This is a genomic window from Marinobacter sp. L-46 (assembly GCF_056859535.1).
Genome location: NZ_JBSXOP010000090.1, coordinates 15,362 through 39,521 on the forward strand (window position 1 = coordinate 15,362; position 24,160 = coordinate 39,521).

The following is a 24,160-nucleotide window of genomic DNA, read 5'->3' on the forward strand; positions in this document are numbered from 1 at the left end:
ATATCATCCTGTTGTAAATTACCCGTTCAGCGCCACTGTTCGGGTATGGCATAACTGACGGTGAGTATGGATCCGTCACGCTCTATTTCTATATCCAGCTGGCTCTGGTTCCGCCAGTCATCCAACAACGCCTTGTCCTGTTTTACATCACCCAGGCGCTGGCCGTTAATGGCTGTAATGACATCTCCCGGGCGCAGATTGACCGCATTCAGCATCGGGTTGGAACCATCATACACATAACCCGACTGCCCGGACTCGCCTGCCGGGCTCAAACCGTAGGCTGCCAGCGCTGCTGCGCCTTCGGAATCCAGCCTGGCCCGAGCATCGGCAAGATAGGAGTCTGGCGACTGTGCCGCCTGTTGCGGCTGTTCCGCAACCATTGCCTCCACTCCGATGTCTTCCTCGAACGCCAGGGATTCATATCGCCCCCCCCGGCGCAACAAAATCCTTTGAGGCTCTACTTCCGCTAACTCCGCGTTGCCCGGCAGCGTATCCCCGACCCGATAATACTCGGTTTCGCCGTTACTACCGGCGACAATGGCTCCGGACTCTTCCGGCACCGGACCAATCAGCACACCTTCAAGTTTCAAGCGAAGGCCGGTTTCCGGCGCCGAGCGGCGTACAACATCCGCCACGCCAGCCTGCCCTTCCGGCCGCCCGAAAAACTCGTACCCGGCCACCGAAGCCAGCTCGCCACCGGCCGGCCCTGACGCAGGTCCACCGGCCTGGCCGTATATCTCCGGAACCGGCCGGTCGTTCCAGGCGAACAACCAGGTGATCTTCGCCAGCTCAACGCCAAGAACCACGACCAACACCACCAGCAACAGATTGGCGACCAGCCGCGCTATGCGCTCCTGAACCTGTACCGACAAACCTGCCACCTCAGAACCCTCCGGGCAGCAGCGGCTGCCTGACCCGGAAGACTACATCATCCGGACTTGCGGAATCCGGCCAGGGTTGTCCTGCCAGGTCCACCATGCGTTTGTACACGCGAATCCCCATCATGCCATCGCGGCCTATGCTGGCATCGGCTGCCGGGCCGCTGGCACCCTGCTCGGCGATGGTCAGGGCGACTCCGTCTGCCACGGTATCCAGGTTGGCCTGCATGGGCGGGAACCGTGCCTGGCCGGTGTCGTTACCCATGGGCCAGGTGACCAGCCCTCCGGGCCAGCGCCCTGAACCTTCCGCCTGCTGCAAACGGTTATCGGCCCAGGCCACCTGAAAACGATCAACCGATACCTGTCCTTCTATCATCGCACCGCCGCTCTGGCGAATCAGGTCCCTGAATTCGGCCACGGTAACGGCACCCTTGCCACTTACTTCAAAATTAGCGGGCCAGCCCAAGCTGGCAAGACCTTCAATGCGGGATTGTGACGAAGACACTGAAAATTCGACAGGCAATGCCAGTTCCGTGACCGAAGGCCAACTCAACTGCCAGTGCACCCTTGCCGGGAAGCCTCCGAGGTTCAACCCGGCGGCGCCATTCCAGAGCTGCCCGGAAACCTGCTGCACCTGAACCTGGGGTGGTAACTGGATATGCCCGGAAGCCTTGTGCCAAAGCCATCCGGCGGGCACCCAGAACACCAGCGTTACCCCATAAACCACAAGGCCGAGCAGCAGCAGAAGAATAAACTTGCCGGGGCCAAGGAAGGATTTTTTCGGGGATTCGCTCATTGCATCCTGCACATTTAAAAACCGGTAGCCGAGTCTATCAAAGCCACCCTGCAAGTTCATGACAAAAAACGAAAAACCCCGCACCAGTGTGAACCAGCGCGGGGTTTCTCAGGGGTAGATCGGGCCAAGCCTCAGAAACTGAGACTTGGTCGGGACTTGGCCGGCATCACATCATGCCGCCCATGCCTCCCATTCCGCCCATACCACCCATGTCCGGCATGCCGCCGCCGGCTTTCTCGTCTTCCGGCTCGTCTGCAACCATCGCCTCGGTGGTGATGATCAGAGACGCGACAGAAGCCGCAGCCTGCAGTGCAGAGCGGGTTACCTTGGCAGGATCCAGGATACCCATCTCCAGCATGTCGCCGTATTCTTCAGTGGCAGCGTTATAACCGTAGGCGCCCTGGCCTTCTTTTACCTTGGCCACAACAACTGAGGACTCACCACCAGCGTTGAATACGATCTGACGCAACGGAGCTTCCATGGCACGACGCAGGATGTTAACACCGGCCTTCTGCTCTTCGTTGATAGCATCAACCTTGTCCAGCGCAGCGATAGCGCGGATCAGGGTTACGCCACCACCGGCCACGATGCCTTCTTCAACGGCAGCGCGGGTAGAATGCAGCGCGTCTTCAACGCGAGCCTTCTTCTCCTTCATTTCCACTTCGGAACCGGCACCGATCTTGATGACGGCAACACCGCCAGCCAGCTTGGCTACGCGCTCTTGCAGTTTCTCTTTGTCGTAGTCAGAAGTGCTGTCTTCGATCTGCTTGCGGATCTGCTCAACGCGGGCTTCGATGTCGCCCTGGGCACCAGCACCGCCGATAATGGTGGTGTTTTCCTTGGTTACGTTGACACGCTTGGCAGTACCCAGGTCATCCAGAGTGGTGTTCTCCAGAGTCAGGCCTACTTCTTCGGAAATCACAGTACCACCGGTCAGAATGGCGATGTCCTGCAGCATTTCCTTACGACGGTCACCAAAGCCAGGCGCCTTGACGGCGTTGACTTTAACGATGCCACGCATGTTGTTCACAACCAGGGTTGCCAGCGCTTCGCCTTCGATGTCTTCGGCGATGATCTGCAGCGGCTTGCCTGCCTTGGCGACAGCTTCCAGCACCGGCAGCAGTTCGCGGATGTTGGAGATCTTCTTGTCTACCAGCAGGATGTACGGGTCATCCAGTTCAGCAGACATGTTGTCCTGGTTGTTGATGAAGTACGGGCTCAGGTAACCGCGATCGAACTGCATACCTTCGACTACGTCCAGCTCGTCTTCCAGGCCACGGCCTTCTTCAACAGTAATAACGCCTTCTTTACCTACACGCTCCATGGCGTCGGCAATGATGCGGCCGATTGTCTCGTCGCCGTTGGCAGAAATAGTACCAACCTGGGCGATGTTGCGGCTGTCGTCGCAAGGAGTTGCCATTTCACGGATGGCCTTTACGGCTTCAGCGGTGGCTTTGTCGATGCCGCGCTTCAGGTCCATCGGGTTCATGCCGGCGGTTACCGCCTTGATACCCTCACTCACAATGGCCTGGGCCAGAACGGTTGCGGTGGTAGTGCCGTCACCGGCGGTTTCGTTGGCCTGGGAAGCAACTTCCTTGACCATCTGGGCGCCCATGTTTTCGAACTTGTCTTTCAGTTCGATTTCCTTGGCTACGGAAACACCGTCTTTGGTGACAGTCGGAGAACCGAACGACTTTTCAAGAACCACGTTACGGCCTTTCGGGCCCAGCGTTACCTTTACGGCGTCTGCCAGAACATTCACACCTGCAACCATGCGTTTGCGGGCGCTATCACCGAATTTAACGTCTTTTGCTGCCATGTCTTCTATTCCTGTTCGTTAAACCGAAGTTGAATCAGATCGGGTTAATGAGCGTTCGTGCTTATCGCGGTTGCGATCACTCAAGCACGCCGTAGATTTCGCTTTCGCTCATGATGAGCAGCTCTTCACCGTCAACCTTAACGGTGTTACCGGCATACTGGCCGAAGACCACGGTGTCACCCACCTTGACCGCCAGTGCACGGGTTTCGCCGTTATCCAGAACACGGCCGTTGCCTACTGCAACAACCTCGCCCTGGGAAGGCTTCTCTTTGGCGTTACCCGGCAGCACGATGCCACCCGCAGTTTTCTCTTCTTCTTCCTTACGGCGTACGACAACACGATCGTGGAGCGGACGAATTTTCATTGCTCTGTTTCTCCAATAGTCAGATTAATGTGGCAATGACAATTGCATGTTAAAAATGTCTGGCCGGAGACCCGGACCCGACAAATTGCCTCGGCTTCCAAGCCACTGATAGACAGTGATTTTCAGCCTGAGACGAATCTGTGGTGAGTTAATGGGGTTGCCGGAAACGTTTTCAACACCCCTGAACGAAAAATTTTTCACTTTTTTTCGAGGCGATCGCGGTCTGTCCGGGTCTGATCCTGGTACTCGCCCTCGATAATGTCGCCATTGGCATCACGGGATTGATAGAAAAAACTCCGGCTGTGAACCTGCCCGGCCACGGTCATCCGCTTCAGTGCCTGTGCTGCCAGCCAGTGGCGTGTGCCAGGCAACAAACACAGGAACCCGAAGGTATCCGTGATAAAGCCCGGGGTCAGCAACATGGCACCACCTACCGCCAGAATCAGCCCCTCGGCCACCTCCCTGGCTGGCAGCTCGCCGCTGTTGAGGCGCTCATTGGCCCTCAGCAACGTTGCCAGGCCCTGCTGACGCAACAGCCAGGCACCGATCACCGCAGTCAGAAACACCAGCCCGACGGTGTTCAGTACACCAATCACACTGCCTACCTGAATCAGTACGGCCAGCTCAGCCACCGGCAGAATAATGAAAAGCAAAAGGAAAACGGGCAAAATGCCTCCTATAAAAACGACGCAGACACACAGAACGTAAAACCACCTGTGAACTTAGTTAGGGCAAACGATGAAAATTCAAGATTCCGTGATTGCAATTACCGGCGGCGGCCAGGGTCTGGGCCGAGCCATGGCCGAATACCTGGCAGCAAAAGGCGCCAAAGTCGCCCTGATCGATCTGATGGAAGACAAACTGGCAGAGGCTGCCGAGGCCTGCAAAAAAGCCGGTGGCGATGCCAAAACCTACGTCTGCAACGTAGCCAAAGAAGATGATGTAGAAGCCACCTTCCAGGCCATCATCAACGACTTCGGCCACCTGAACGGCCTGGTGAACAACGCCGGCATCCTGCGCGACGGCCTGCTGGTGAAGTTCAAAGACGGCAAGCTGGAAAAGCGCATGGAGCTGGCCCAGTGGCAGTCCGTCATCGACGTCAATCTCACCGGCGTGTTCCTGTGTGGCCGTGAAGCCGCCACCCGCATGATCGAAAACGGCGACCAGGGCGCGATCATCAACATCGCCTCCATCTCCCGCGCCGGCAACATGGGGCAGAGCAACTATTCTGCCGCCAAGGCCGGCGTGTCTGCCCTGGTTCCGGTTTGGGCCAAGGAACTCGCCCGCTACGGCATCCGCTGCATGGGCATCGCTCCGGGCTTTATCGAAACGGAAATGACCGCCTCCATGAAGCCGGAAGCCCTGGAGAAAATGACCGCCGGCATTCCGCTCAAGCGCATGGGCAAGCCGGAGGAAATCGCCTCCGCGGTGGCATTCATCCTGGAGAACGACTATGTCTCCGGCCGCATGATCGAAGTGGACGGCGCCCTGCGCCTGTAACCCGGCCAAACCCGGAGCTCTGAATGAACGAGTCCGAAAAGGAACCGACAAAGGAGCAGAAAATCTGGCAGGTAGTGGCCGCTATTCCCGAAGGGAAAGTGGCCAGCTACGGCCAGGTAGCCGCCATGGCCGGCCTTGGCCGCCAGGCGCGCTTCGTTGGCCGGGCGCTGGGCAAACTGCCCGCCGGCCACAGCATCCCCTGGCACCGGGTTATCCGCAGCAACGGCCAGATCGCTTTTCCTGAAGGCACAGAAACCTGCCAGCTTCAAACCGAGAAACTGAGACTGGAAGGGGTGGACGTATATAAAGGAAGGGTAAAAATGAAAGACTTTCAGTGGCAGCCTTAGAAACCACTCAGACCTGCCCCAAGCCCGATTCAAGCGCCCTGGCCTGCGCCTCAAAATCTTCAGGTCGTCTCTTTCGAAACGTTTCAAGGTTACTGAGCTTCCAGCGCAATGCTGGCAGCTTTTGAGCATGACGACACATCAAGAGCGACCAATCTGGCTCAGCACGAGCCAAGCCAATCAGAAACTTCCTTTGTGAGTCCGTTAACCTCACAACCAGCTCTCGCTGCAAACGAGCCCGGGTCTCAGTCAGGGTTTCTAGCGAGCATTCAACTTCGCTCATGCCAACAAAGGCCCTCTCGAACTCATGGGCGATATTTTTCTCATTACAGAAAATCACTTCGTGGGATGGGCGGTTATGCCCCGCAAGATAGACGACAAAGCACTCAACCATCCCGTCGGTGATGCCGCCAGACTCATACAGCTGCCAAACGTCAAACAAATCCCGAGGGTGCTGTCGATCGAGCGCAGCGACCAGCTTGCTCCCGTAAAGCTCATCAGGCGCCAGTATGGGAAGATCGAATTCAACGCTAAACCGATCGCTCGTGCGCGCACTCAACCGGCGCCGCTCTGGAGGCAACACGCTACCACGAAAGACGACGTTGACTTCGATTTTGACCTGACTGGTTTCGCTTTCGACGATCAGCTTGGTATCGCCAAGATTTCGGGCAGGAATCAGTCGCGCATGCAGCCCGAGCTTAAAGATGCGCTCACTGATGGCCGCCAGCTGCTGGTTGACGTCTCGCAAAGCCTCATCTCGGCTTTTCTCCCGCGGAAGATAAACAACATCAATATCAACCGATAACCGGGGCATATCACGAAGAAACAGATTGATGGCGGTGCCACCTTTCATCGCGAATATATCGTTGGCAAACACCTCCGGCGCCACTGTTAATAACAGGCGCACCGTGTCAGCGTATGTTTTGTACATACTAATCCCTATCCTTGGGGGTTGAGGCTGAGTAATGTGCCATCATCCAGCCTGGTCATCCAGCGGGAGGAACTGCCGGCACGAACTGGAAAGTCCTCCAACAACGCATCAACATCCACTAATTCAATTTCTCTTGCCCAGGTAAGAAACAGGCGCACCGCTTTAACGCTAGTGCAACAGGAAAGCAGATCACCGAGAACCTGCTTTCTGGGTGAGCGCAGACCATCGAAGAGATTACGGGCTTCCTCTAGACTCTGTTTCACACCGACTTCATAAAGAAGCTCAAGAACCGCTCGCTCCGGACACGCGACAACCACATGCTCGGGCAATCCCGGCGGCGTGGTGAGAGTCTTTGTTGCCAGCTCGTTATCCGACCACTCAAATAATCGCGCATGGCAGTATCGTGAAGGGAAACGGGAGGTAAACCAGTCTGGCACGGTATAACGCTTATCTCCCCACAGCACACAGCTCTCCGTACTGCCCAGATTATGCCGAACCCCCTGCAGCGCCAAAGCGCTCTTTCCGCCGATGTGCAACCCTGCAACTCGGTTCTGCAACAACTTCAAGCCGCCGAAGATATCAAAATCGTCGTTGGGGAAAGCATAGACCCCGTGCCCCAAACGGACAAGCCAACCGGCCTCTGCATACTGCGCCGCCAGCTGCGGTGAAACTCCAAACCGGGCCAGCACAGGCAAATCGAAAGGCCCGCCTCGGGGCAGTTCAGCCTGCAAACGTTTGAGTACCTGGTGTCGTGAAAATCTGCTCATAGGCTAAAACTAGCACACCATCTAATCAGCAAAAAGAAAATATGTAGATCGCGCTGAAAAAATCTGCTTTGACTATATTTATAGTGCGAATTCTAATTGGGAAACTTTAGGGACGGGAGAGAAGAAACGTGCAGGAAAAACCTTGAAATTGATTTCAGTGGCAGCTCTGAGCCGAACGCTCAAGGCTGCCACCGAGACTAACAAAGACTCAGATCAAACCGCTTTCGCAGCAATGATCTTGTCGTGCCACTCAACCGGGCCGGTCTGGTGCACGGAGCTGCCGCGGGAATCTACCGCTACGGTGACCGGCATGTCTTCCACTTCAAACTCGTAAATGGCTTCCATACCCAGCTCTTCGAAAGCCACAACCTTGGCGCCCTTGATGGCCTTGGACACCAGGTAAGCGGCTCCGCCTACGGCCATCAGGTACACCGCGCCGTGCTTTCTGATCGCGTCGATGGCAACCTGGCCACGCTCGGCTTTACCGATCATGCCGGTCAGGCCGGTTTTCTCCAGCATGGTGTCGGTGAACTTGTCCATACGGGTAGCCGTGGTGGGGCCAGCGGGGCCAACCACTTCTTCGCGAACCGGATCAACCGGGCCCACGTAATAAATGAAGCGACCTTTCAGATCCACCGGCAGCTCTTCGCCCCGCTCGATCATGTCCACCATCTTCTTGTGGGCCGCATCACGGCCGGTCAGCATCTTGCCGGACAGCAGAACAGTCTCACCCGGCTGCCAGTCTTTCACGTCTTCCGGTGTCACGGTGTCCAGGTTCACGCGGCGAACATTCTCACCCACTTCCCAGGTGATTTCCGGCCAGTCGTCCAGGCTTGGCGGCGTCTGCAGGGACGGGCCAGTACCATCCAGCACAAAGTGCGCGTGGCGGGTAGCGGCACAGTTCGGGATGATCGCCACCGGCTTGTTGGCCGCGTGGGTCGGGTAATCTTTTACCTTCACATCCAGAACGGTAGTCAGACCACCCAGGCCCTGAGCGCCGATACCCAGATCGTTTACCTTCTCGAACAGCTCAAGACGCAGCTCTTCAGCGCGGTTGGAGGCGCCACGGGCCTGCAGGTCGTGAATATCGATCGGGTCCAGCAGGGCTTCCTTGGCCAGTTCCATCGCCTTCTCGGCGGTACCACCAATACCAATACCCAGCATGCCGGGTGGACACCAGCCGGCACCCATCTGCGGAATCATTTTCAGAACCCACTCCACCACAGAGTCAGACGGGTTCAGCATGGCGAATTTGGACTTGGCTTCAGAACCGCCGCCCTTGGCTGCCACGTGGATTTCCACGGTGTTACCCGGCACCATCTTGTAGTGGATGATGGCCGGGGTGTTGTCCTTGGTGTTCTGGCGCTTGCCGTCCGGGTCTGCCAGCACAGAGGCCCGCAGTACGTTGTCCGGATGGGTATAAGCGCGACGAACGCCTTCGTTGATCACATCGTCCAGCGCCATGTCGCACTCGAACTTTACATCCATACCGATGTTCACGAACACGGTGACAATACCCGTGTCCTGGCAGATCGGGCGATGGCCCTGGGCGCACATGCGGGAGTTGATCAGAATCTGGGCCATGGCATCCTTGGCCGCCTGGGACTCTTCCCGCTGGTAGGCCTCGTACACGGCCTGGATGAAATCCTTCGGGTGGTAGTAGGAAATAAACTGCAGCGCATCGGCTACGCTTTCGATCAGGTCGTCCTGGCGGATTACGGTGGTCATAGTCGCCTCATCAGCTTTCTGATTATCGGAAGTGCGCAGAGCTGCCGAAGCAGCCCATGCTTATAAAGGAAGCGAGAGTTTACCAGAAATTCCCGCCGGCGCGTGATGCGACGGAAGGCGAACGGCGCTATTACCTGAAACGGCAAAATCTATGGCCCGTTACGTTCATATTCGCAACAAATTGTTAAAAGCGACGGTTCTGTGCACCCGGCCACTCGACAACCCCCTCACAGCCCACTATTTTTCAGGAAGGCCACTCCAACCGTGCGAGGAGGGATTCCAAAAGCAGAATCACACTTTTGGCTGATCAACACTCGCCACTCTGTCGCTATAGTCAAAGCTACAGAAATTGGCTAAACGTGCTGGCTACAATTTCAGACAACCAAACAGACAAGCAGAACAGGCAAAAGAGCGGAATTCAGGGGCCGACCGGTTCCGTCTAAGCCGGATATAACGAAACAACAACAGGAAAAGGTTCCACCCATGTTCAAGAAAACTCTAATAAGTCTTGCCGTGGCTTCTTCCCTTGGGTTGACTGGCTGTTTTGACAGCGGCAGCGACACCAAAAACGCTAACCCTGATCCGAAGTACAAAGATTCTTCCATTGATGGGAAGACCTGGCCGATTTTTAACCCGGCTACCAGTCAACTGCCGCTGCCGAATGACCTGATTTTCGACCGCGAACAAGGCGATGGAACCTTTGGTGTTGCTGACAGCACACCACCAGTAACTACTGCGCTGAATGAACTCTCTGGCGCCTCTACTGTGGCGCCAGCGGTCGTTCAGACTAATGGCCAGCTGGACCCTGAAACCGTTGTGTATGGTGAAACAGTTCATCTGATTGAACTTGAGTACGCCAGCGGAGACCCTGTACAGGCACTATCAATTGGGGAGCCCCCAACACTGGCAGGCACCGCAGTCCTCGCGCGAGCAGATGTAGAGACTCTGAGCGGCACTTCAGCAATCCGGATTCTTCCTCTGGAGCCACTTCAGCCGCGTAAACGTTACGTCGTTCTGGTAACCACTGGCGTAAAAGACATCAACGGCGATGCCATTGTTCAAGACCCGGTTTACGCCAATATTACGGCTGAGGGAACTGCTGACAACCCGAACGCAGGCCTCCTAAGTTCCGCGTTAGCACCCGTACGCACCCTGGTTAACAACCTGTGGGAGCCCATGGCTCTGGCCTATGCCAACGCTGCTGGCACCCCGATCACTGCAGACCAAATTGCCCTGACCTACGCGTTCACCACCTCTAACGATGAGAAAGTTTTGCAGTACATTGCAGAACCGGCTGCGTGGTTTGAGGACCAGCTGGAAACATTCGTAAAGGTCTCTGCAGCCAAGCAGGCTGTTGCCGGTGGCGCCAAAGATCATGCATCGGTTAAAGCCGTTGTTGACGGTGCTTACGCTGCGTTCCCGAACATCCCGCTGGGCGACACCACCGCCGCAGCTGCGCTGGCAAACCTCTATGGCGCTGGCGCCCCCTGTGAGCCAGCAGTCGCTGCAGGCGGCGATGCCGCTATTGACTGCGCGGCTGTAGCGCTGGCCTCTAACTTTGCGGCCGCAGGCGTACTGCCCACACCTACAGCACTGAACCGCAGCGCTGCAGACTTTACTCTTGGCGCACCGCAGCCAGTCGGCCTTGTTTCAGCAGTTGCGAGTCAAGTCCTGACAGCAATCGGCTCTACCACAACAGTCTTGGCAGCACAGGGCACAGTTAAGCTACCGTACTATCTGGGTACCTCCGGGGCCGATCTGGTAACCAAGTCCTGGGTAGCGGACAGCACCCTTGCATCTACTTTGAACACTGCATTTGACGGTGCCGGTCTCTCAATCCCCCAAGCGGATTCCAGCAAGTCAACTGCAGTAAACTACATTTTCCCGTTCCCCAAAAAGCAGGCTGATGTAGAGGCACCGGTTCTAGTACTCTACCCTGCTGCCGCAACGCTGAAAGGTGTAGTGATATTCCAGCATGGCATCACCACTGACCGAAGCACTGCGCTGACCATCGGCTCCGCCATGGCAGCAAACGGCTATGCGGTTGTTGCCATTGATCAGCCGCTGCACGGTGTTGCACCTTTTGACCTGGCAGCTCAACAAGACTGGGCATCAACTCTGTTGAAGGCAGGCATTGAGCAAGGCCTGCCTCTCACTAACGACGACGCAACTATTGATGCTCTGATTGCGGGCACGCTGAACGTAGGCTTTGTTATGCAAGCCACTGGTGCAGATGCTGCCACAGCTCAAGGGACTATCGATACCGTACTAACCGGCGGCACAACAGGGAACGCAGGCCTTGACGCTGGCATTAAGTTCATAGCCTCGGCCCAAAATACCGTGGCTAGCGCCGGCAGCACCGTTCCAGGTATCGCCGCTCAGGATGGCAAAGAACGTCACTTCGGCTTCTACGCCGCGCAACCAGGTGTACCCAGCCCAATGACCTCAACCGAGGGTGACTCTGGCAGCCTGTTCATCAACCTGACGAACTTCCTGAATACCCGTGACAACATGCGCCAGAGCGCTGTTGATCAGATGAACCTGCGCGCCAGCCTGGCCGGACTGGCGCTTCCGCTACCTGGTGGCGCAAGCGTGCCAGTGGCTCCGACCACACCTGTACTGTTCGTTGGCCACTCTCTGGGAACAATTACAGGTACGCCTTTCGTGGCGGCAGTCAACGCTGACCAGCTGCCAGCCACCGTAAGTGGCGCATCCGGTACAATCCCCTCCAGCTTTAACAACATCGCTGGAGCTGCAATGCTGACCCCAGGTGGCGGTGTGGTTCGGATGCTGGAAAACTCCAGCTCTTTCGCGCTGCGGATTCTGCCGGGGCTCCAGCAGGCAGCCGGCCTGGCTCAAGGCGATGCAAACCTGGAAACATACTTCAACGTCTTCCAGGCTACGATCGACACTGTGAATTAGCAGTGTCTTTGGCACCAGAAGAATAACCGAGAAGAAATGGGATAAAATGAGCGGAAACGAGATAGCAGAAGGGATTTCGAGCCAGCCGGGATAAAAGAGGTGCCAAATGTAGCGCATATCGGGAAAAACGCGAAAAACACTCCTGGCGTCAAAAACGGCGAGATATTTGGCATAGCGCCACGACCGGTCAAGAGCGCCCAGGATAACTCACAGCCACCCCGCAGACCACACAGCCCTTCCAATCACCTCCAGCTCATCCAGCCTGTCCCTGGGCACCGTCACTGGCTGGTAGTGTTTATTCTCACTTATGATCACCACGCCGTCGAAGTTGCGTTGCAGGCGCTTAGCGTACAGATGGCCATCGAACCGCAGCACGTATATACCCTCGCCCTCAATTGCTGTCCTGGTGTGATCAATCAGAACGGTGTCTCCACTATTAAGCACCGGCTCCATTGAGTCGCCATCTATGCGGATCGCTGAGAGGTGATCCGGCGTCAAGCCCTGCTTCCTTAAGCTGTACCTGGTAAAGCTCAGGTGTGTGAGCACCCTGGAGTTCTCGTTCCACGAGCCGGCTCCTGCACTGCACTGGGCATCGTATAAAGGCACAAAGGCGTAATCTTCCATGCCTCCAGGCGAGGCCAAGCCTCTAACTATGCCTGACCCCTCGCCCAGTTTCTTTGTGCCCCTCCCGCTGAAAACCCAGTCGAGAGAGTACCCCGCAGCTGAAACGAATTGGCCAAGCTGCTGGAAAACCGGCACTGATTCACCTGATATCCAGCGCATCAAAGTCGAAGGTGATACACCTGCGGCATCTGCGGCCTTCTTCCTGCTTTCAAAGTGCGCTGCCACCTCAGCAATGCGAGTTCCGATTCCATCTTTGGGATTCGGAACTTCGTCCCTCCCAAATTTGCCAAGTTCCGATTCCATATAAGTGCCTGTATTTAATTAATTATTTCGTTTTTGGGTTGGATAAGTCCGATTTTGAGAATCGGAACTAGCATATTTGGGTTGTAAGCATCCCAAGTTTGGGATATGTTTATGTTCATGGACACGATAGACAACCCAAAAAAACGCCACCGAGGTGACGCCATGAAAACCAAAGTTCCTACCGATCCCGAGCTGCGCTGGGAGTGGATTAAGTTCCAGCTCCGAGTTCGCGGATCTTCCCTTGCCCTGGTTGCCCGGGAGCTGGGAGTCGGCAGAAACGCTGTCATTAACGTTAAGCGCGTCCGGTACCCGCGTGTTGAGCGGGCCATTGCCCGGAAGTTGGATATGGCTCCCAGGGATATCTGGCCCGACCGCTGGCATCCGGACGGCGCTCCGGTTCGCGAGCGCCCAAACATGGGAGAGCGCAAACCAATGGTAGGCCATAAGCCTACCGAATCTAACGCTATCGCGCACTGTCAAATAGCTCGGAGCGCATAACCATGAGACGCGCCAAAGACACCGCCACGATTGACCTCTTCGAGGTTCCTCGGCCGGTACACCCGACACCAGGCAGCGGCAACTATGCCGCCCAGGTAAGCGAGCTGGTGGCCACCGTGCTGAAGCACTGCCCGCAAGATCGACACGAGATTGCCATGCAGATGAGCCGGCTGTCTGGTGATGACGTCTCAAAACACATGCTGGATGCCTGGTCCAGCCCCGCCCGCGCTGAACACAACATCCCCCTATATAGGGTGCCGCTGCTGGAAGAGGTTTGTCATACGCACGCCTTCACAGACTGGATGGTTCACATGCGTGGCGGCCGGGTCGCCTATGGGCGCGAAGCCCTGGCGGCCCAGTACGGAAAGCTGCAGCAGATGAAAGACAAGCTGCAGCACGAGATGAAGGAATTGAAGCGTCTGATGGGGGATGAGGAATGAAGCTAGATCCGGCAGTTATTCAAGCGCACGCAGATCGTCGAGAGTGCTCTCAATTGACGCGGCTAATTGAGCGTGCTCGTCAAATCCAGGAACGGGATCGTAACTTCGATGCCAGCGCGAAAGCATCGACCGAATCTGTGCATCACTCAGAGCTGAACTGCGCTCCAGAGCAATCAGGAGATGCGCAATGAAATCGGTCTGGGCATTGGTTATCTCACGCAGCTGGTCAATCGCTGCCCGGGCCATGGGGGGCAAATCTCTCATGCCTTCTTTATATGCAGTTTTTTCGTCGCTGTTTGCCATGGGGGCTCCTTTTCTGTTGGTTGGTTTGGTTGGCACCTCTAACCATAGCGAAAGTGTGAGCCCCCGCCTATTCACTGGAGGTGCTGCATGAGCTGTCGGGATGTGTTGCCGGTTCAGGAATGGTACACGGCAGCGGAGCTGGACGGACTGCCGGGAATGCCTGGGACCGAGAGAGGCCGTAAAAAGGCGTTAGAGAGGACGGCTGCAGAATGCCGCAAACGGCAAGGCAGCAAAGCGACGGAATACGCTTTCTCCAGCCTCCCCCAGGTAACGCAAGACGCCATTCTGGCGCGAGCTCTTACCAGTGCCGGTACCGGCGGCGAACTGCTGGAACCACGCCAGCCCGATACCGAGCGGGAGCTCGCCCGGTATGAAGATCTGAACGAAGATCAGCTGGCCGTGATGACTGCCCGCGTTGCCTTTGTTCGGGAGATTGAGCGCCTGGCCCAGGTGACCACTCAAACCAAGGCCGTCCAAACGTTAGTGGATGCTGCCCGCAGCGGTGGTCTAACGCCTTACCTGGCGGAGAGAATGGTGCGGGCCAACGACCGCAAGACGGCCACCCGCACTCTTTCGGAGCGCACCTTGAAGCGCTGGCTGTCTGATTTCCGCAAGCACGGCGAACGCGCCCTGGCGCCGAAGCGCCGAAAGGCAGATATGACCGTACCGCCCTGGGGCCCTGCCTTTCTGGCGTTTTATCAGCGCCCCCAGAAGCCGAGCATAGCCGCTGCATTTGAGCAGCTGCGAGAGCAAACCGAGCCCCCGCATCCGTCCATTGATCAAGTGCGCCTGTGGCTTAAAAAGCTGAGCCCGGAAGCCCGTGAAAAGGGCCGCATGAGCCCGCAAGAGCTGAAGGCCATGCAGCCATTCAAGCGCCGCAGCACAGAGCACATGTGGCCGAACGATGTGTGGGTTTCAGACGGACACACGTTTGACGCTGAAGTGATCAACCCGATCACCGGCCAAGCCTTCCGCCCGGAAATAACCGTGATACTGGACTGGTTCAGTCGCCGCATTGTTGGCTTCGCCCTAAACCTTGCGGAATCCACGGTAGCCACACTGGATGCGCTACGCCACGGCATCACAAACGCTGGCATGTTCAGCGTGTTCTATGTGGATAACGGGGCAGGCTTCAAGAACGAAGCCATCTATGAAGTGGTTGATCGCCTGGGTGGAACCATCACCCACGCACTGCCCTACAACTCGCAGGGCCGGGGCGTCATTGAGCGCCCGCACCGAACCATTCTGGTGCGCCTGGCCAAAGAGTTTGACAGCTACATCGGCGTAGACATGGACAAGCAGGCTGCCACTCGCGCCCACAAGCTGTCTCGGAAGGCCATCAAAGACGGACTGAAGCCAGCTCACATTCCGACATTTCAGGAGTTCTTTGACCGCCTGAATAGCGCAGTCGAGAAATACAACCACACACCACACGCCGCGCTCCGAAAGATTCGCGATATGGAAACAGGCCGCATGCGCGGGCAAACCCCGATGGAGGCGTGGGCTAGCGCTGAGGCGGAAGGCTTTGAAGCCATCACTGCCGACGCAGAACTGGTGGCCTCGCTAACCCGCCCGCAGGAGGTCCGCAAAACTCATCGCGGCGAAGTGCGCATCAACGGTGGCATCTACTTCATGGACGCGCTGCGCGATTTCCACGGCGAAGAAATCAAGGTGGCCTGGGACTACAGAGACACATCCAGCGTTGGCACCTACACCTTGGATGGCGAGTTTATTGGCGAAGCCAAGCTCGATGGAAACTCAACGCAGGCCATGCCAACAGCCATGCTTCAGCGCGCTGCCGACAAGCGCCAGAAGGGCCAGCTGGCACGCCTGAGCACCAAGGCCAAAACCATCACTGGCCAAGATGTCGAGATCCGCACGCTTGAACCTGTCGCTAACGACGACGACACCCAGCGCCAGATAGAGGCCGGCCGCGCAAAGGCCAAGCTTCTGGCAGCCGCCAAAACAGATGCCTTTGTGATCCCAGAAGACCCAATGGCCCGGTACCGCTTGTGGCAGAAGCTGGATAAGCGAGTAACGGCAGGGGAAGAGCTGAGCGAGAAAGAGCAGATGTGGTGGGAGCGCTACCCCACTACCGACGGATACCGCGCCATCAAGCGCGTTATGGATGCGAGCGCCAACGGCAAAACCGTTAGCGCCCGCAGGGCCATGTGAGCGCATGGCCATGACACCCAAGCAACAAACGAAAGGAAGTTATATGAGCGTCAATACCATTGTACCACTGACCAATGTCGGCCTGCTGGCCCGAGCCGTCGAAAGCGCGGCTAACCGCCCACCAGAGCTGCCCGGCCTGGTGGTAATGTACGGCCCCAGTGGTTACGGCAAGAGCCTGGCAGCGGCATACGCGGCCAACCTGCATCGTGCCTATTACGTGGAATGCCGCGAAAGCTGGACGAAGAAGGCCTTCCTGACCGCCATTCTTCGCGAGATGGGCATCATCCCTATGAAAACCCTCAGCGAGATGGTTGACCAAGTGGCCGAGCAGCTTAGCCGCTCCGGCCGCCCGATCATCATCGATGACGTTCAATACGTGATCGACAAAACCGCCGCTAACGTGCTGACCGACATCTACAACGCCAGCCAAGGCACCCTGATTCTGATCGGCGAAGAGCGCGTGCCCGCATCCATGGCCCGCCTTGAGCGCTTGCACAACCGGGTTCTGGAATGGGTGCCCGCCCAAGCTGCGAGCCTGGATGACGTGCAAGAACTGGCGCAATCCAGCTACCCCGACATCGAAATTGCAGACGACCTGCTGGACATGGTGCGCACCCGCGTGAAGGGCTGCTTGCGCCGGGTAGCCGTTAACCTTTACCGCATTTACAGCGAGGCCCTGGCAAACAACTGGACGCGTGTTGATCTGGAAGTCTGGGGCGATCGCAACATCCACACCGGCCAGCCACCGGCGCGGAGGGCGTAAGCATGGCAGTCACTCGCAAGCCTGTTCATTTAGAGGCTCAGGGCCCAAAAGGCGATCGGCAGTTCATGTGGGAAAGCATGCGCGCACTGCACAAAAGCGCCGGCCACTTCACTGTGAGAGACGTTTGGCAGCTCACGTCGGGCGGCAGTCCAAAAGGCCGCGTGCGCGATTACATCACCGGTTTGGTGGCCGCCGGGTACCTGAAGAAGCGTCATGAAGATCCAGGGTACGCAACGACCTACCAGCTCGTGAAGGATTGCGGAATAGAAGCCCCTCGCGTCCGGAAGGACGGCACCGAAGTTACCCAGGGCCGAGGCCGTGAACAGATGTGGCGCACCATCAAAATCATTGGCGACTTTACCGCCCGGGATTTGGCTCAGGCAGCCTCTACTCCGGAGTTTCCGGTGGCCGAAAGCACTGCAAGAGACTACTGCATCATGCTGGTTGGCGCCGAGTACCTGGCAACGGTCCGCCCCGGCAGCCCCGGAGTGCCAGCGCGCTACCGCCTCATTCAGAGTCGATGGACTGGCCCCCGCGCCCCCATGATTCAGCGCCTGAAGCAGCTGTACGACCCCAACACCGGGGAGGTGGTTTACCGCCGCCACGCAACCACCGAGGGAGGCGAGTAATGACCAGGAAAGTGGATATCTCTAACTGGGGCGAGCAACCGCCCCACTGGGTTCAGCTACTGGCCAAGGAAGTTGAATCTTCCAGCCGCACAGCTGCTGGCGATCGCATCGGGATCAGCCGCACGGCGGTGTCCCTTTTGCTGGCCAATCGCTACTCAAGCCCCAGCACCGCCCGAATGGAGAAGCGAATACTGGCAGCGTTGGACGGCATTCATTGCCCAGCCCAGGGCATCAATATCAGCACCGAGCAGTGCCGGGAATACAGAGATCGCCCGGCGCCCACTCACAACCCCATGTCCATGCGCGTATGGCGCGTATGCCAGAACTGCCCAAACAACCCGGACGGAGGCCAGCAGAAATGATGCACCCCACTGCTTATCTGGAGCACTACGCCGACAAGTACGCCGCCAACATGCTCTACAAACACGGCGTAAGCCTGGACCAGTATCTGGCCGATCCGGCCCGGTATGAGCACCTGTTGGGCGCTCCGTTCCCGCTGATGCCAGCACAAACCACGGTCCGCGTGAGGCTCATTCGGGAAGAAATCCTGCAAGAGCGGGCCGAAGAAATCACCCGGGAGCTGGACGACCTGCCGCGCAACAATGTGCGGCCGTTCGAGCCCCTGCGCCACCTGAGGCACCCCAAAAGACGCGGCAGGCTGAGCTGTTTCAAGCGCACCACCCGTCCGCAACCCCAAACCACGTGAGGTTCTGAGTTATGAGCGAAGTAGCCCAGGCGGATAAGTTCCGCCGCAACGCAAAAGGCCACTGGGTACCGGTGGACCAAATCAAAGACATCGACCGGCTGCGTGATGACCTGGTGCACAACGTCATTGAGAAGGTCAAAGCGCTGCAGGAGGAAATGGCCCGCTTCAAGGCAGACGTTGCCAGCGAAGTGGAAGCCTTCCTGGAGCTGAGCGCCCGGGAGTACGACACCCACTACGGCGGCAAAAAAGGCAACGTGACCCTGGCCAGCTTTGATGGCGAGTTCCAGATCAAGCGCGCCGTGTCGGACCACATCGCCTTTGATGAGCGCCTGCAGGTGGCCAAGGAGCTGATTGATAACTGCATTCACCGCTGGACAGCGGGCAGCCGCAGCGAGGTACAGGCGCTGGTAGAGCACGCTTTCCAGACCGATAAGGAAGGCAAGATCAACACCGGCCGCATCCTAGCCCTGCGCAGCCTGAACATTCAGGACGACGAGTGGCAGAAGGCCATGCAGGCCATCATGGATTCCATCCAGATCACCGGCTCCAAGAGCTACCTGCGCTTTTACCAGCGCTCTGGCTCTGATGGGCCTTACCGCCAAATTCCGCTCGACGTAGCGGCCCTTTAACCAACCCGTAAACCCAACCCAAAGAGGTGTTAAACCATGACGCGCGAAGAGAAAACCATGACCAAAAGCAGCCTGATTGATGCCCTGATTGACGGCCACCACAGCCGCCGCGAAAGCAACCAGATCAGCAAGGCCGATATGGAAGCCGTGGTGGATTCCCTGGGCGCAATCATCCAGGACCGCCTGGCCGAAGGCTGCGAAGTGCCGTTGCCAGGTGTCGGCAAACTGGTACCAGTGGAGCGCGCCGCCCGCCCAGGCCGCAACCCGCAGACCGGCGAAACCATCACCATCCCGGGCAGCGTCAGCGCCAAGCTGCGGCCCTCCAAGGCATTGAAGGACGCCCTCAACTCCTAAGCGAAACGCCCCGCGAGGGGCGTCTGCCGGGCGTGGTGGCCCGGCACTGATGAGCAGCCAAATAACGAGAGGACATGCAATGCCTGAAAACATGGATATCGACGATCCGCAGCAGCTGAATGAGTTTTTGCAGAAGCTTCTGGATTGGCACGGTGAGCGAGTTGAAAGCCTGCAGCTGATTCTGGACCACAAAGACGCTCGACTGAAAATCGGTGACAAGGAGATCGAGCCTGACAGTGACATTGCCAAGGGAATCCGATTTGGCGTCGGGATTGCGCTGGATACCCTTGGGAAGTTGCCCTTCAGCGTTGATGAGGTGGAAGAAGAATAAGCGAAACGCCCTCCGGGGCGTCTGCCGGGCGTGGTTGCCCGGTACTGATGAGCAGCCAAAGCGAGGAAATACGATGCCTGACATGGAGCGACTAATTGACGAACTGCGCGTGGATCTGGCGAAGACCCCGGAGGACAAAGCCTGGGCTCGTGGGTTCAATGCCGGCAAGTACTTCGCCAGAAAAGAAGCCGCCTGGTGCGTTGCATTCGGAGCCGTAGTAGCCGTCTCCATCAGTTGCTTCATGTTCACCTGAGGGAAAAGTCCACTAAGCGAAACGCCCCAGTCGGGGCGTCTGCCGGGCGTGGTGGCCCGGTACTGATGAGCAGCCAATCGGAGGATGCATGAGTCAAAGAGAGTGGATTGCAGGGCGCTTCCCGCCCGTAGGAACCATTTGCAGATATGAATACTGTCGCGGCGGCATCTTCGAGGGAGTTTGCCAGATACGCGGTTACCACGAGTTTGAGGCGTGGTGCAAAACCCTCAAAGGGGAAAACCATTTTGGCGGGGCAAACTTCGTAGTCGCCTTGGACTGTGAGTTTAGTCCCCTGACAAACGCCGAGGTGTCGAGCTATGGATAAGTGGAACGAGATTAAGAGTCGACTGGAGCATCTGGGCGGATCTGTGAATCTCAGGGCTGACGGCCACAAGGTAACCCTGAGAAAGGTTCATGACGGAAAACGAATCTTTGTGGTGGTTTACGTGGACGACTACCAAAGAGGCGAGTGGACCGAGGAGAAGGACGGCAAGCCAGTTCATTCGGAGGCCCGATTCTGGCGTCCGTTGAAACGCGCTATGTACAGGAGGAAGGGGTACAACCAGTTCAAAAGGGCTTTTGGGAAAAAGGAAGCTGATCGAATGGTGACGCCCAGGGTGATTGGGTTTGTTCCGGACTTTGGGACCGAAGGTGCCGCCGTGACACACTTGAAAAAGCACTTCCCGGATCTGGAAATCATGGAGCGTGAGGAGCTGGCAGGCCAATGAGCAACCGCAAAGGCGTACTCGCCCAGATCCACATTGCCCGTAAAGAGCTGGCCCTGGACGAAGACACATACCGCCAGATGATCGCCACCGTTACCGGCGGCAAACGCTCCTGCTCTGACTGCAACGTGGCCGAGCTGCACAAGATCGTGCAGCACATGAAGGAGCGCGGCTTCAAGGCGAAGCCTCGGAAGCGCGTGGCGCAGCACCCAGGCAAGCCGCACAACCTGGACGCCCAGCCCATGCTGCAGAAGATCGAGGCCCTGCTGGCAGAGCTGAAGGCACCCTGGAGCTACGCCGATGCGATTGCCAAACGGCAATACAAGATCGAGCGCGTGGCCTGGTTGAAAACGGTTGAGCAGCACACCGGCGTGATTGCCGCCCTCGATGTAGAGCTGGAGAAGCGCCGCCTGCTGAGTGCGTTAGAGCGCTGTCTGAAAGATCAGAATCTAACGCTTGAAGACGCAGAAAAACAGTTTTCTGGCCTGCCGAAGAACTGGCGAAGAAACAGGAGGATGCTGGCTCGGTTGTGTGCCCACTACATGGGCTCGGACCAATGGTTGGAAGAGCACCGGAAAGGGGCGGAAATATGAAACTAGGCCGCTGCCCCGTTTGCCATAGCCACCTGCACCTGGATGCGCTGATCCAGGACGACGCCGGCAGTGAGCTGCTGGGCCTGCTGTCCGGCCTCGGTCGGCCCCTGGCTAGGCCGCTGGTGCAATACCTGGCGCTGTTTCGTCCTGCAAAGTCAGACCTCAGTAATGCCCGAGCCCTGAAGCTGGCCCAGGAGGCGCTGGCCATTGCCGACCGTGACAGCCTGGTGGCGGCACTGCAGGACACAGTCCGCAGCCTGCATGAGAAACGCCAGAGAGGCGAAAACCACCCGCTCAAGAACCACAACTACCTGAAGCAGGTGCTGGCCAGCGTGGCACCTGACGCCCGCAGGCCAGCCGCCGAGGCAGATGGCGGCCGGCCGACGGTAACGGAGAAAAAGCAGGGCATGGAGGAAAGCCCCGAGGAGGCCCAGCGCAAGTGGGAAGCCCATATGCGCCGGCTTGGTGTAGACCCCAACCAGTATAAGGTGAAGAAATGACCGCTGAAGCTGAACTGCTGCCGGCCTCCATGGCCGATCTTGCGGAGGTTATTGGCCTGCCTGCCGTGCTGAAGCTGATGGACGCATTTGGAGGCACCGAGTTCTGGGTGCCCCAGCGAATGCCTCACCACCACCCGCTGGTGGACGCCGTAGGCGCAGAGGCCGCCCAAACCCTCAGCGAGTATATGGCCGGCGAGCGACTGAAAGTGCCCAGGGGCAAGCACCTGAAGACCGAGATCCGCAACCGCGCTATCCGCCGGGAGCGGAATGGCGGTGCCAAGCTGTCCGAGCTGGCGCTGAAGTACGAGCTGACCGATCGGCAGGTGATGAAGATCTTGAACGCCAACCCGGAAGACGACAACCAGGGAGACCTGTTTGAATGAATCTGGCCACCATGCCAGACAGTCAGCGCGCAGAGATTGAGCAAGATAAGCAGCGCTGGCACAGGGCCTGGCAAATGATTCGCACCATGCGCCCGCCAGAGATCCGCGCCTGGCTCGGTAGAATCGAAGATGAGGCGGAGCGAGATGATTGGCGCCGCAGACTGAACGCCATAAAAAACAAAGCCCGGCTGAGCGGCGCCGACCGCAAAAGGCGCCGGTAGCATGGGCGCACCCAGTCGTGGGTTTACCGGTTACGATTTTTGAGCCATCGTTAAGACCAAACAATGGAGGTAAGGCTATGAAGCAGTTTTTGGCAGTATTTGTATTTGGGCTTGCTCTGTCCTTCCACGCCGTGGCTGAGAGTTCTGACCTTGATCCCGGCATCAATTGGTCAGAAATGACCGAAGAGGATGCGTTCTACTGGAAAATCCAGAAGGATAAGCCGGCTTTTCGTCATGCGTGCGCCGTAGCACTTGCTGGCGGAGCGTTCGAGGAAAAGGCAGATATAGAGTCTCTATGCCAAAAGGCTCGCAACACCCCGGAGATAAAGGCTGCTATCGCCGCCCTGAAAAAAGCAATGGCGACAATGAACCAAGAGCGCCGGGAGCGACTGCTTAGCGGAGAGGCTCCCATAGGCTCACCCAAGGCAGCCGTTTACCTTGCATGGGGAAAGCCAAACAACACAAAACGCACTATCACCAAAGACATGGTTGTGGAGCAGATCATGTTTGATGATCGTATCGCGTTCATTGAGAGCGGCGTGCTCACCATGATTCAGGAGTGAGACGGGGCGCGCGCCGCCCCTTGCCAACCTTTCAAGCCTGCCGTATTGTTCTCCTGCTCACGCCCAAGCAACACCCCGAACCCTTTCCGGTTCCCGCCTCCCGGCCCGCTCCCTACTCTGGGAGCATGAAAAAAATACAGCTTTCTCCCAATTTCTATCTTCACGAGTTCACCCGCTCCCAGGCGGCCGCCCGCCTTGGCATCGAGATTGAGGCGCCAGAGGGAAGCGAGGTGTTCACAAACCTTCAACACCTGGCTTGCGTGGCGCTGCAGCCGGCCCGGGACGCTCTCGGACCGATCTTTATCAGCTCCGGCTACCGTCCTGAAGCTCTGAACACCGCCATCGGCGGCAGCCGCACCAGCGCCCACGTGCATGGCTGCGCGGCGGACATCTCCGTGGTCGGGCGCAGCCCGCTGGAGGTCGCCCAGTGGTTTGCCGAGAGCGAAATCCCCTTTGACCAGGTCATTCACGAGTTCGGCCAGTGGGTACACGTCGGCATGGCCAAACCGGGCGCAGAGCCGCGCCGGCAACTGCTCACCGCCGTGCGCAAACCGGGCCGGACTCAGTACGTGTATGGCATTCACTCAGTGGAAGACGCATTGAGGATGGTGGCCTGATGGGCTGGAGCTGGGATGGCGTCAAAAGCCTGATTTCGAACACCGCGCCCATGCTGGGCGCGGCTTTGGGTGGCCCTTCCGGCGGGGCCGTTGGCGGCCTGATCGCCAAGGCCCTGGGCGTCGAGGAATCGCCGGACGCCATTGAGGCCGAGTTGCGCCGGGATCCTGCCGCACTGCTGAAGCTCAAGGGGCTGGAGGCAGACCTGGAACGAGCCCGCATCGAGACGCGGGGCCAAGTGGTGCAGGCAGAAGCCAAAGGCGAAAGCTGGCTGCAGCGTAACTGGCGGCCGCTCACAATGCTTTGGTTTGGCGTGCTGATCGGCGGCTACTGGTTCGGCTACACCCCGCCCAATCTCTCTGAAGAGTCCATTCTCTCGCTCTTCGGGCTGATGAAGCTGGGCCTGGGTGGCTACGTAATTGGCCGCTCTGCCGAAAAGATCACCCAGCACGCCACCGGCAGTGGTCTGTTAGAAAAGCTCGTCAAAGGGAAGGGCTAACACC

At 57.8% G+C, this 24,160-nt stretch carries 32 protein-coding genes and 3 other RNA genes; 25 read left to right on the plus strand and 10 right to left on the minus strand.

From position 1 onward, the window contains the following. Positions 1-26: 26 nt before the first annotated feature. The 5 genes from AC13DJ_RS16330 to AC13DJ_RS16350 all read right to left on the minus strand — a co-directional run bounded on the left by AC13DJ_RS16330 (position 27) and on the right by AC13DJ_RS16350 (position 4,525). Complete coding sequence (locus tag AC13DJ_RS16330) at positions 27-881, minus strand: type II secretion system protein N (protein WP_482933782.1); 855 nt, start codon at positions 879-881, stop codon at positions 27-29. Position 882: 1 nt separating this feature from the next. After that, a complete protein-coding gene (gene gspN / locus AC13DJ_RS16335) occupies positions 883-1,674 on the minus strand; it encodes a type II secretion system protein N (RefSeq protein WP_273133922.1) in 792 nt (263 codons plus the stop codon). 166 nt (positions 1,675-1,840) lie between these two features. Then, positions 1,841-3,493 (minus strand): chaperonin GroEL, encoded by a 1,653-nt coding sequence (gene groL, locus AC13DJ_RS16340; protein WP_058341198.1) that lies wholly within the window; start codon positions 3,491-3,493, stop codon positions 1,841-1,843. 76 nt (positions 3,494-3,569) lie between these two features. After that, positions 3,570-3,857, minus strand: coding sequence for a co-chaperone GroES (groES, locus tag AC13DJ_RS16345; RefSeq protein ID WP_022989343.1), 288 nt, complete (start codon positions 3,855-3,857; stop codon positions 3,570-3,572). A gap of 197 nt (positions 3,858-4,054) precedes the next feature. Continuing rightward, positions 4,055-4,525 carry an FxsA family protein gene (locus tag AC13DJ_RS16350; RefSeq protein ID WP_094625359.1) on the minus strand — a complete coding sequence of 157 codons (471 nt, stop codon included), beginning with the start codon at positions 4,523-4,525 and terminating at the stop codon, positions 4,055-4,057. A 70-nt stretch (positions 4,526-4,595) separates the two neighbouring features. Between AC13DJ_RS16350 and AC13DJ_RS16355 the strand changes: the two genes are divergently transcribed. Together AC13DJ_RS16355 and AC13DJ_RS16360 are read left to right on the plus strand one after the other, a co-directional pair. Beyond that, positions 4,596-5,357, plus strand: a complete 762-nt coding sequence (locus tag AC13DJ_RS16355; protein WP_475422429.1) for an SDR family oxidoreductase — start codon at positions 4,596-4,598, stop codon at positions 5,355-5,357. 23 nt (positions 5,358-5,380) lie between these two features. Then, complete coding sequence (locus tag AC13DJ_RS16360) at positions 5,381-5,704, plus strand: MGMT family protein (protein WP_022989346.1); 324 nt, start codon at positions 5,381-5,383, stop codon at positions 5,702-5,704. A 7-nt stretch (positions 5,705-5,711) separates the two neighbouring features. Here the strand turns inward: AC13DJ_RS16360 and AC13DJ_RS16365 are convergent, their stop codons facing one another. From AC13DJ_RS16365 to AC13DJ_RS16375, 3 genes are all read right to left on the minus strand, one after another. After that, positions 5,712-6,632: a nucleotidyl transferase AbiEii/AbiGii toxin family protein gene (locus AC13DJ_RS16365; protein WP_482933783.1), complete on the minus strand. Its 921-nt coding sequence runs from the start codon at positions 6,630-6,632 to the stop codon at positions 5,712-5,714. A gap of 8 nt (positions 6,633-6,640) precedes the next feature. Continuing rightward, positions 6,641-7,399, minus strand: a complete 759-nt coding sequence (locus tag AC13DJ_RS16370; protein ID WP_482933784.1) for a type IV toxin-antitoxin system AbiEi family antitoxin domain-containing protein — start codon at positions 7,397-7,399, stop codon at positions 6,641-6,643. 213 nt (positions 7,400-7,612) lie between these two features. Then, positions 7,613-9,127, minus strand: a complete 1,515-nt coding sequence (locus AC13DJ_RS16375) for a fumarate hydratase (RefSeq protein WP_482933785.1) — start codon at positions 9,125-9,127, stop codon at positions 7,613-7,615. A gap of 483 nt (positions 9,128-9,610) precedes the next feature. On the opposite strand from AC13DJ_RS16375, the gene AC13DJ_RS16380 reads away from it, so the two are divergent. Beyond that, positions 9,611-12,049 carry a hypothetical protein gene (locus tag AC13DJ_RS16380; RefSeq protein WP_482933786.1) on the plus strand — a complete coding sequence of 813 codons (2,439 nt, stop codon included), beginning with the start codon at positions 9,611-9,613 and terminating at the stop codon, positions 12,047-12,049. A gap of 207 nt (positions 12,050-12,256) precedes the next feature. Here AC13DJ_RS16380 and AC13DJ_RS16385 read toward each other — a convergent pair whose 3' ends face one another. Then, positions 12,257-12,976, minus strand: coding sequence for an XRE family transcriptional regulator (locus AC13DJ_RS16385; protein ID WP_482933787.1), 720 nt, complete (start codon positions 12,974-12,976; stop codon positions 12,257-12,259). 162 nt (positions 12,977-13,138) lie between these two features. Between AC13DJ_RS16385 and AC13DJ_RS16390 the strand changes: the two genes are divergently transcribed. After that, a complete protein-coding gene (locus tag AC13DJ_RS16390) occupies positions 13,139-13,474 on the plus strand; it encodes a helix-turn-helix domain-containing protein (protein WP_482933788.1) in 336 nt (111 codons plus the stop codon). A gap of 2 nt (positions 13,475-13,476) precedes the next feature. Continuing rightward, entirely contained in the window at positions 13,477-13,914 is a 438-nt protein-coding gene (locus tag AC13DJ_RS16395; protein WP_482933789.1) for a hypothetical protein, read from the plus strand. Positions 13,915-13,929: 15 nt separating this feature from the next. Here the strand turns inward: AC13DJ_RS16395 and AC13DJ_RS16400 are convergent, their stop codons facing one another. Then, positions 13,930-14,217, minus strand: a complete 288-nt coding sequence (locus AC13DJ_RS16400; RefSeq protein ID WP_482933790.1) for a hypothetical protein — start codon at positions 14,215-14,217, stop codon at positions 13,930-13,932. Positions 14,218-14,304: 87 nt separating this feature from the next. Between AC13DJ_RS16400 and AC13DJ_RS16405 the strand changes: the two genes are divergently transcribed. The 20 genes from AC13DJ_RS16405 (at position 14,305) to AC13DJ_RS16500 (ending at position 24,156) form a co-directional block, all read left to right on the plus strand. Next, positions 14,305-16,392, plus strand: coding sequence for a Mu transposase C-terminal domain-containing protein (locus AC13DJ_RS16405; RefSeq protein WP_482933791.1), 2,088 nt, complete (start codon positions 14,305-14,307; stop codon positions 16,390-16,392). A gap of 43 nt (positions 16,393-16,435) precedes the next feature. Beyond that, a complete protein-coding gene (locus AC13DJ_RS16410) occupies positions 16,436-17,155 on the plus strand; it encodes an AAA family ATPase (protein WP_482933792.1) in 720 nt (239 codons plus the stop codon). 2 nt (positions 17,156-17,157) lie between these two features. Then, the gene (locus tag AC13DJ_RS16415) at positions 17,158-17,784 is read left to right on the plus strand and encodes a hypothetical protein (protein ID WP_482933793.1); all 627 of its coding nucleotides are present in this window, start codon (positions 17,158-17,160) and stop codon (positions 17,782-17,784) included. Continuing rightward, the gene (locus AC13DJ_RS16420; protein WP_482933794.1) at positions 17,784-18,146 is read left to right on the plus strand and encodes a hypothetical protein; all 363 of its coding nucleotides are present in this window, start codon (positions 17,784-17,786) and stop codon (positions 18,144-18,146) included. Before AC13DJ_RS16415 ends, AC13DJ_RS16420 begins: the two co-directional genes overlap by 1 nt. Next, on the plus strand, positions 18,143-18,490 hold the full coding sequence (locus AC13DJ_RS16425; protein WP_482933795.1) for a hypothetical protein: 348 nt from the start codon (positions 18,143-18,145) through the stop codon (positions 18,488-18,490). The genes AC13DJ_RS16420 and AC13DJ_RS16425 overlap by 4 nt, the downstream gene beginning before the upstream one ends. Before the next feature lie 11 nt (positions 18,491-18,501). Further along, positions 18,502-19,119: a DUF3164 family protein gene (locus tag AC13DJ_RS16430; RefSeq protein WP_482933796.1), complete on the plus strand. Its 618-nt coding sequence runs from the start codon at positions 18,502-18,504 to the stop codon at positions 19,117-19,119. Positions 19,120-19,176: 57 nt separating this feature from the next. Further along, positions 19,177-19,473: an HU family DNA-binding protein gene (locus tag AC13DJ_RS16435; protein ID WP_482933797.1), complete on the plus strand. Its 297-nt coding sequence runs from the start codon at positions 19,177-19,179 to the stop codon at positions 19,471-19,473. Continuing rightward, an RNA gene (locus AC13DJ_RS16440) (hammerhead ribozyme type II) lies at positions 19,472-19,536 on the plus strand. The genes AC13DJ_RS16435 and AC13DJ_RS16440 overlap by 2 nt, the downstream gene beginning before the upstream one ends. A 16-nt stretch (positions 19,537-19,552) precedes the next feature. Beyond that, on the plus strand, positions 19,553-19,804 hold the full coding sequence (locus AC13DJ_RS16445) for a hypothetical protein (protein ID WP_482933798.1): 252 nt from the start codon (positions 19,553-19,555) through the stop codon (positions 19,802-19,804). Beyond that, an RNA gene (locus tag AC13DJ_RS16450) (hammerhead ribozyme type II) lies at positions 19,803-19,865 on the plus strand. The genes AC13DJ_RS16445 and AC13DJ_RS16450 overlap by 2 nt, the downstream gene beginning before the upstream one ends. A 21-nt stretch (positions 19,866-19,886) precedes the next feature. Continuing rightward, positions 19,887-20,057 (plus strand): hypothetical protein, encoded by a 171-nt coding sequence (locus AC13DJ_RS16455; RefSeq protein ID WP_482933799.1) that lies wholly within the window; start codon positions 19,887-19,889, stop codon positions 20,055-20,057. Positions 20,058-20,071: 14 nt separating this feature from the next. Continuing rightward, positions 20,072-20,136: hammerhead ribozyme type II (locus AC13DJ_RS16460), an RNA gene on the plus strand. Between the two features lie 238 nt (positions 20,137-20,374). Then, positions 20,375-20,785: a hypothetical protein gene (locus AC13DJ_RS16465; protein WP_482933800.1), complete on the plus strand. Its 411-nt coding sequence runs from the start codon at positions 20,375-20,377 to the stop codon at positions 20,783-20,785. Further along, positions 20,782-21,375: a gp16 family protein gene (locus AC13DJ_RS16470; protein ID WP_482933801.1), complete on the plus strand. Its 594-nt coding sequence runs from the start codon at positions 20,782-20,784 to the stop codon at positions 21,373-21,375. Before AC13DJ_RS16465 ends, AC13DJ_RS16470 begins: the two co-directional genes overlap by 4 nt. Then, positions 21,372-21,875 (plus strand): hypothetical protein, encoded by a 504-nt coding sequence (locus tag AC13DJ_RS16475; RefSeq protein WP_474540636.1) that lies wholly within the window; start codon positions 21,372-21,374, stop codon positions 21,873-21,875. The genes AC13DJ_RS16470 and AC13DJ_RS16475 overlap by 4 nt, the downstream gene beginning before the upstream one ends. Further along, entirely contained in the window at positions 21,872-22,258 is a 387-nt protein-coding gene (locus AC13DJ_RS16480; protein WP_474540635.1) for a Mor transcription activator family protein, read from the plus strand. Before AC13DJ_RS16475 ends, AC13DJ_RS16480 begins: the two co-directional genes overlap by 4 nt. Continuing rightward, the gene (locus AC13DJ_RS16485) at positions 22,255-22,479 is read left to right on the plus strand and encodes a hypothetical protein (RefSeq protein WP_474540634.1); all 225 of its coding nucleotides are present in this window, start codon (positions 22,255-22,257) and stop codon (positions 22,477-22,479) included. Before AC13DJ_RS16480 ends, AC13DJ_RS16485 begins: the two co-directional genes overlap by 4 nt. A gap of 77 nt (positions 22,480-22,556) precedes the next feature. Continuing rightward, a complete protein-coding gene (locus tag AC13DJ_RS16490) occupies positions 22,557-23,042 on the plus strand; it encodes a hypothetical protein (protein ID WP_474540632.1) in 486 nt (161 codons plus the stop codon). Positions 23,043-23,167: 125 nt separating this feature from the next. Continuing rightward, the gene (locus AC13DJ_RS16495; RefSeq protein ID WP_482933802.1) at positions 23,168-23,659 is read left to right on the plus strand and encodes a D-Ala-D-Ala carboxypeptidase family metallohydrolase; all 492 of its coding nucleotides are present in this window, start codon (positions 23,168-23,170) and stop codon (positions 23,657-23,659) included. Then, on the plus strand, positions 23,659-24,156 hold the full coding sequence (locus tag AC13DJ_RS16500) for a 3TM-type holin (RefSeq protein WP_482933803.1): 498 nt from the start codon (positions 23,659-23,661) through the stop codon (positions 24,154-24,156). Before AC13DJ_RS16495 ends, AC13DJ_RS16500 begins: the two co-directional genes overlap by 1 nt. Positions 24,157-24,160: the final 4 nt, after the last annotated feature.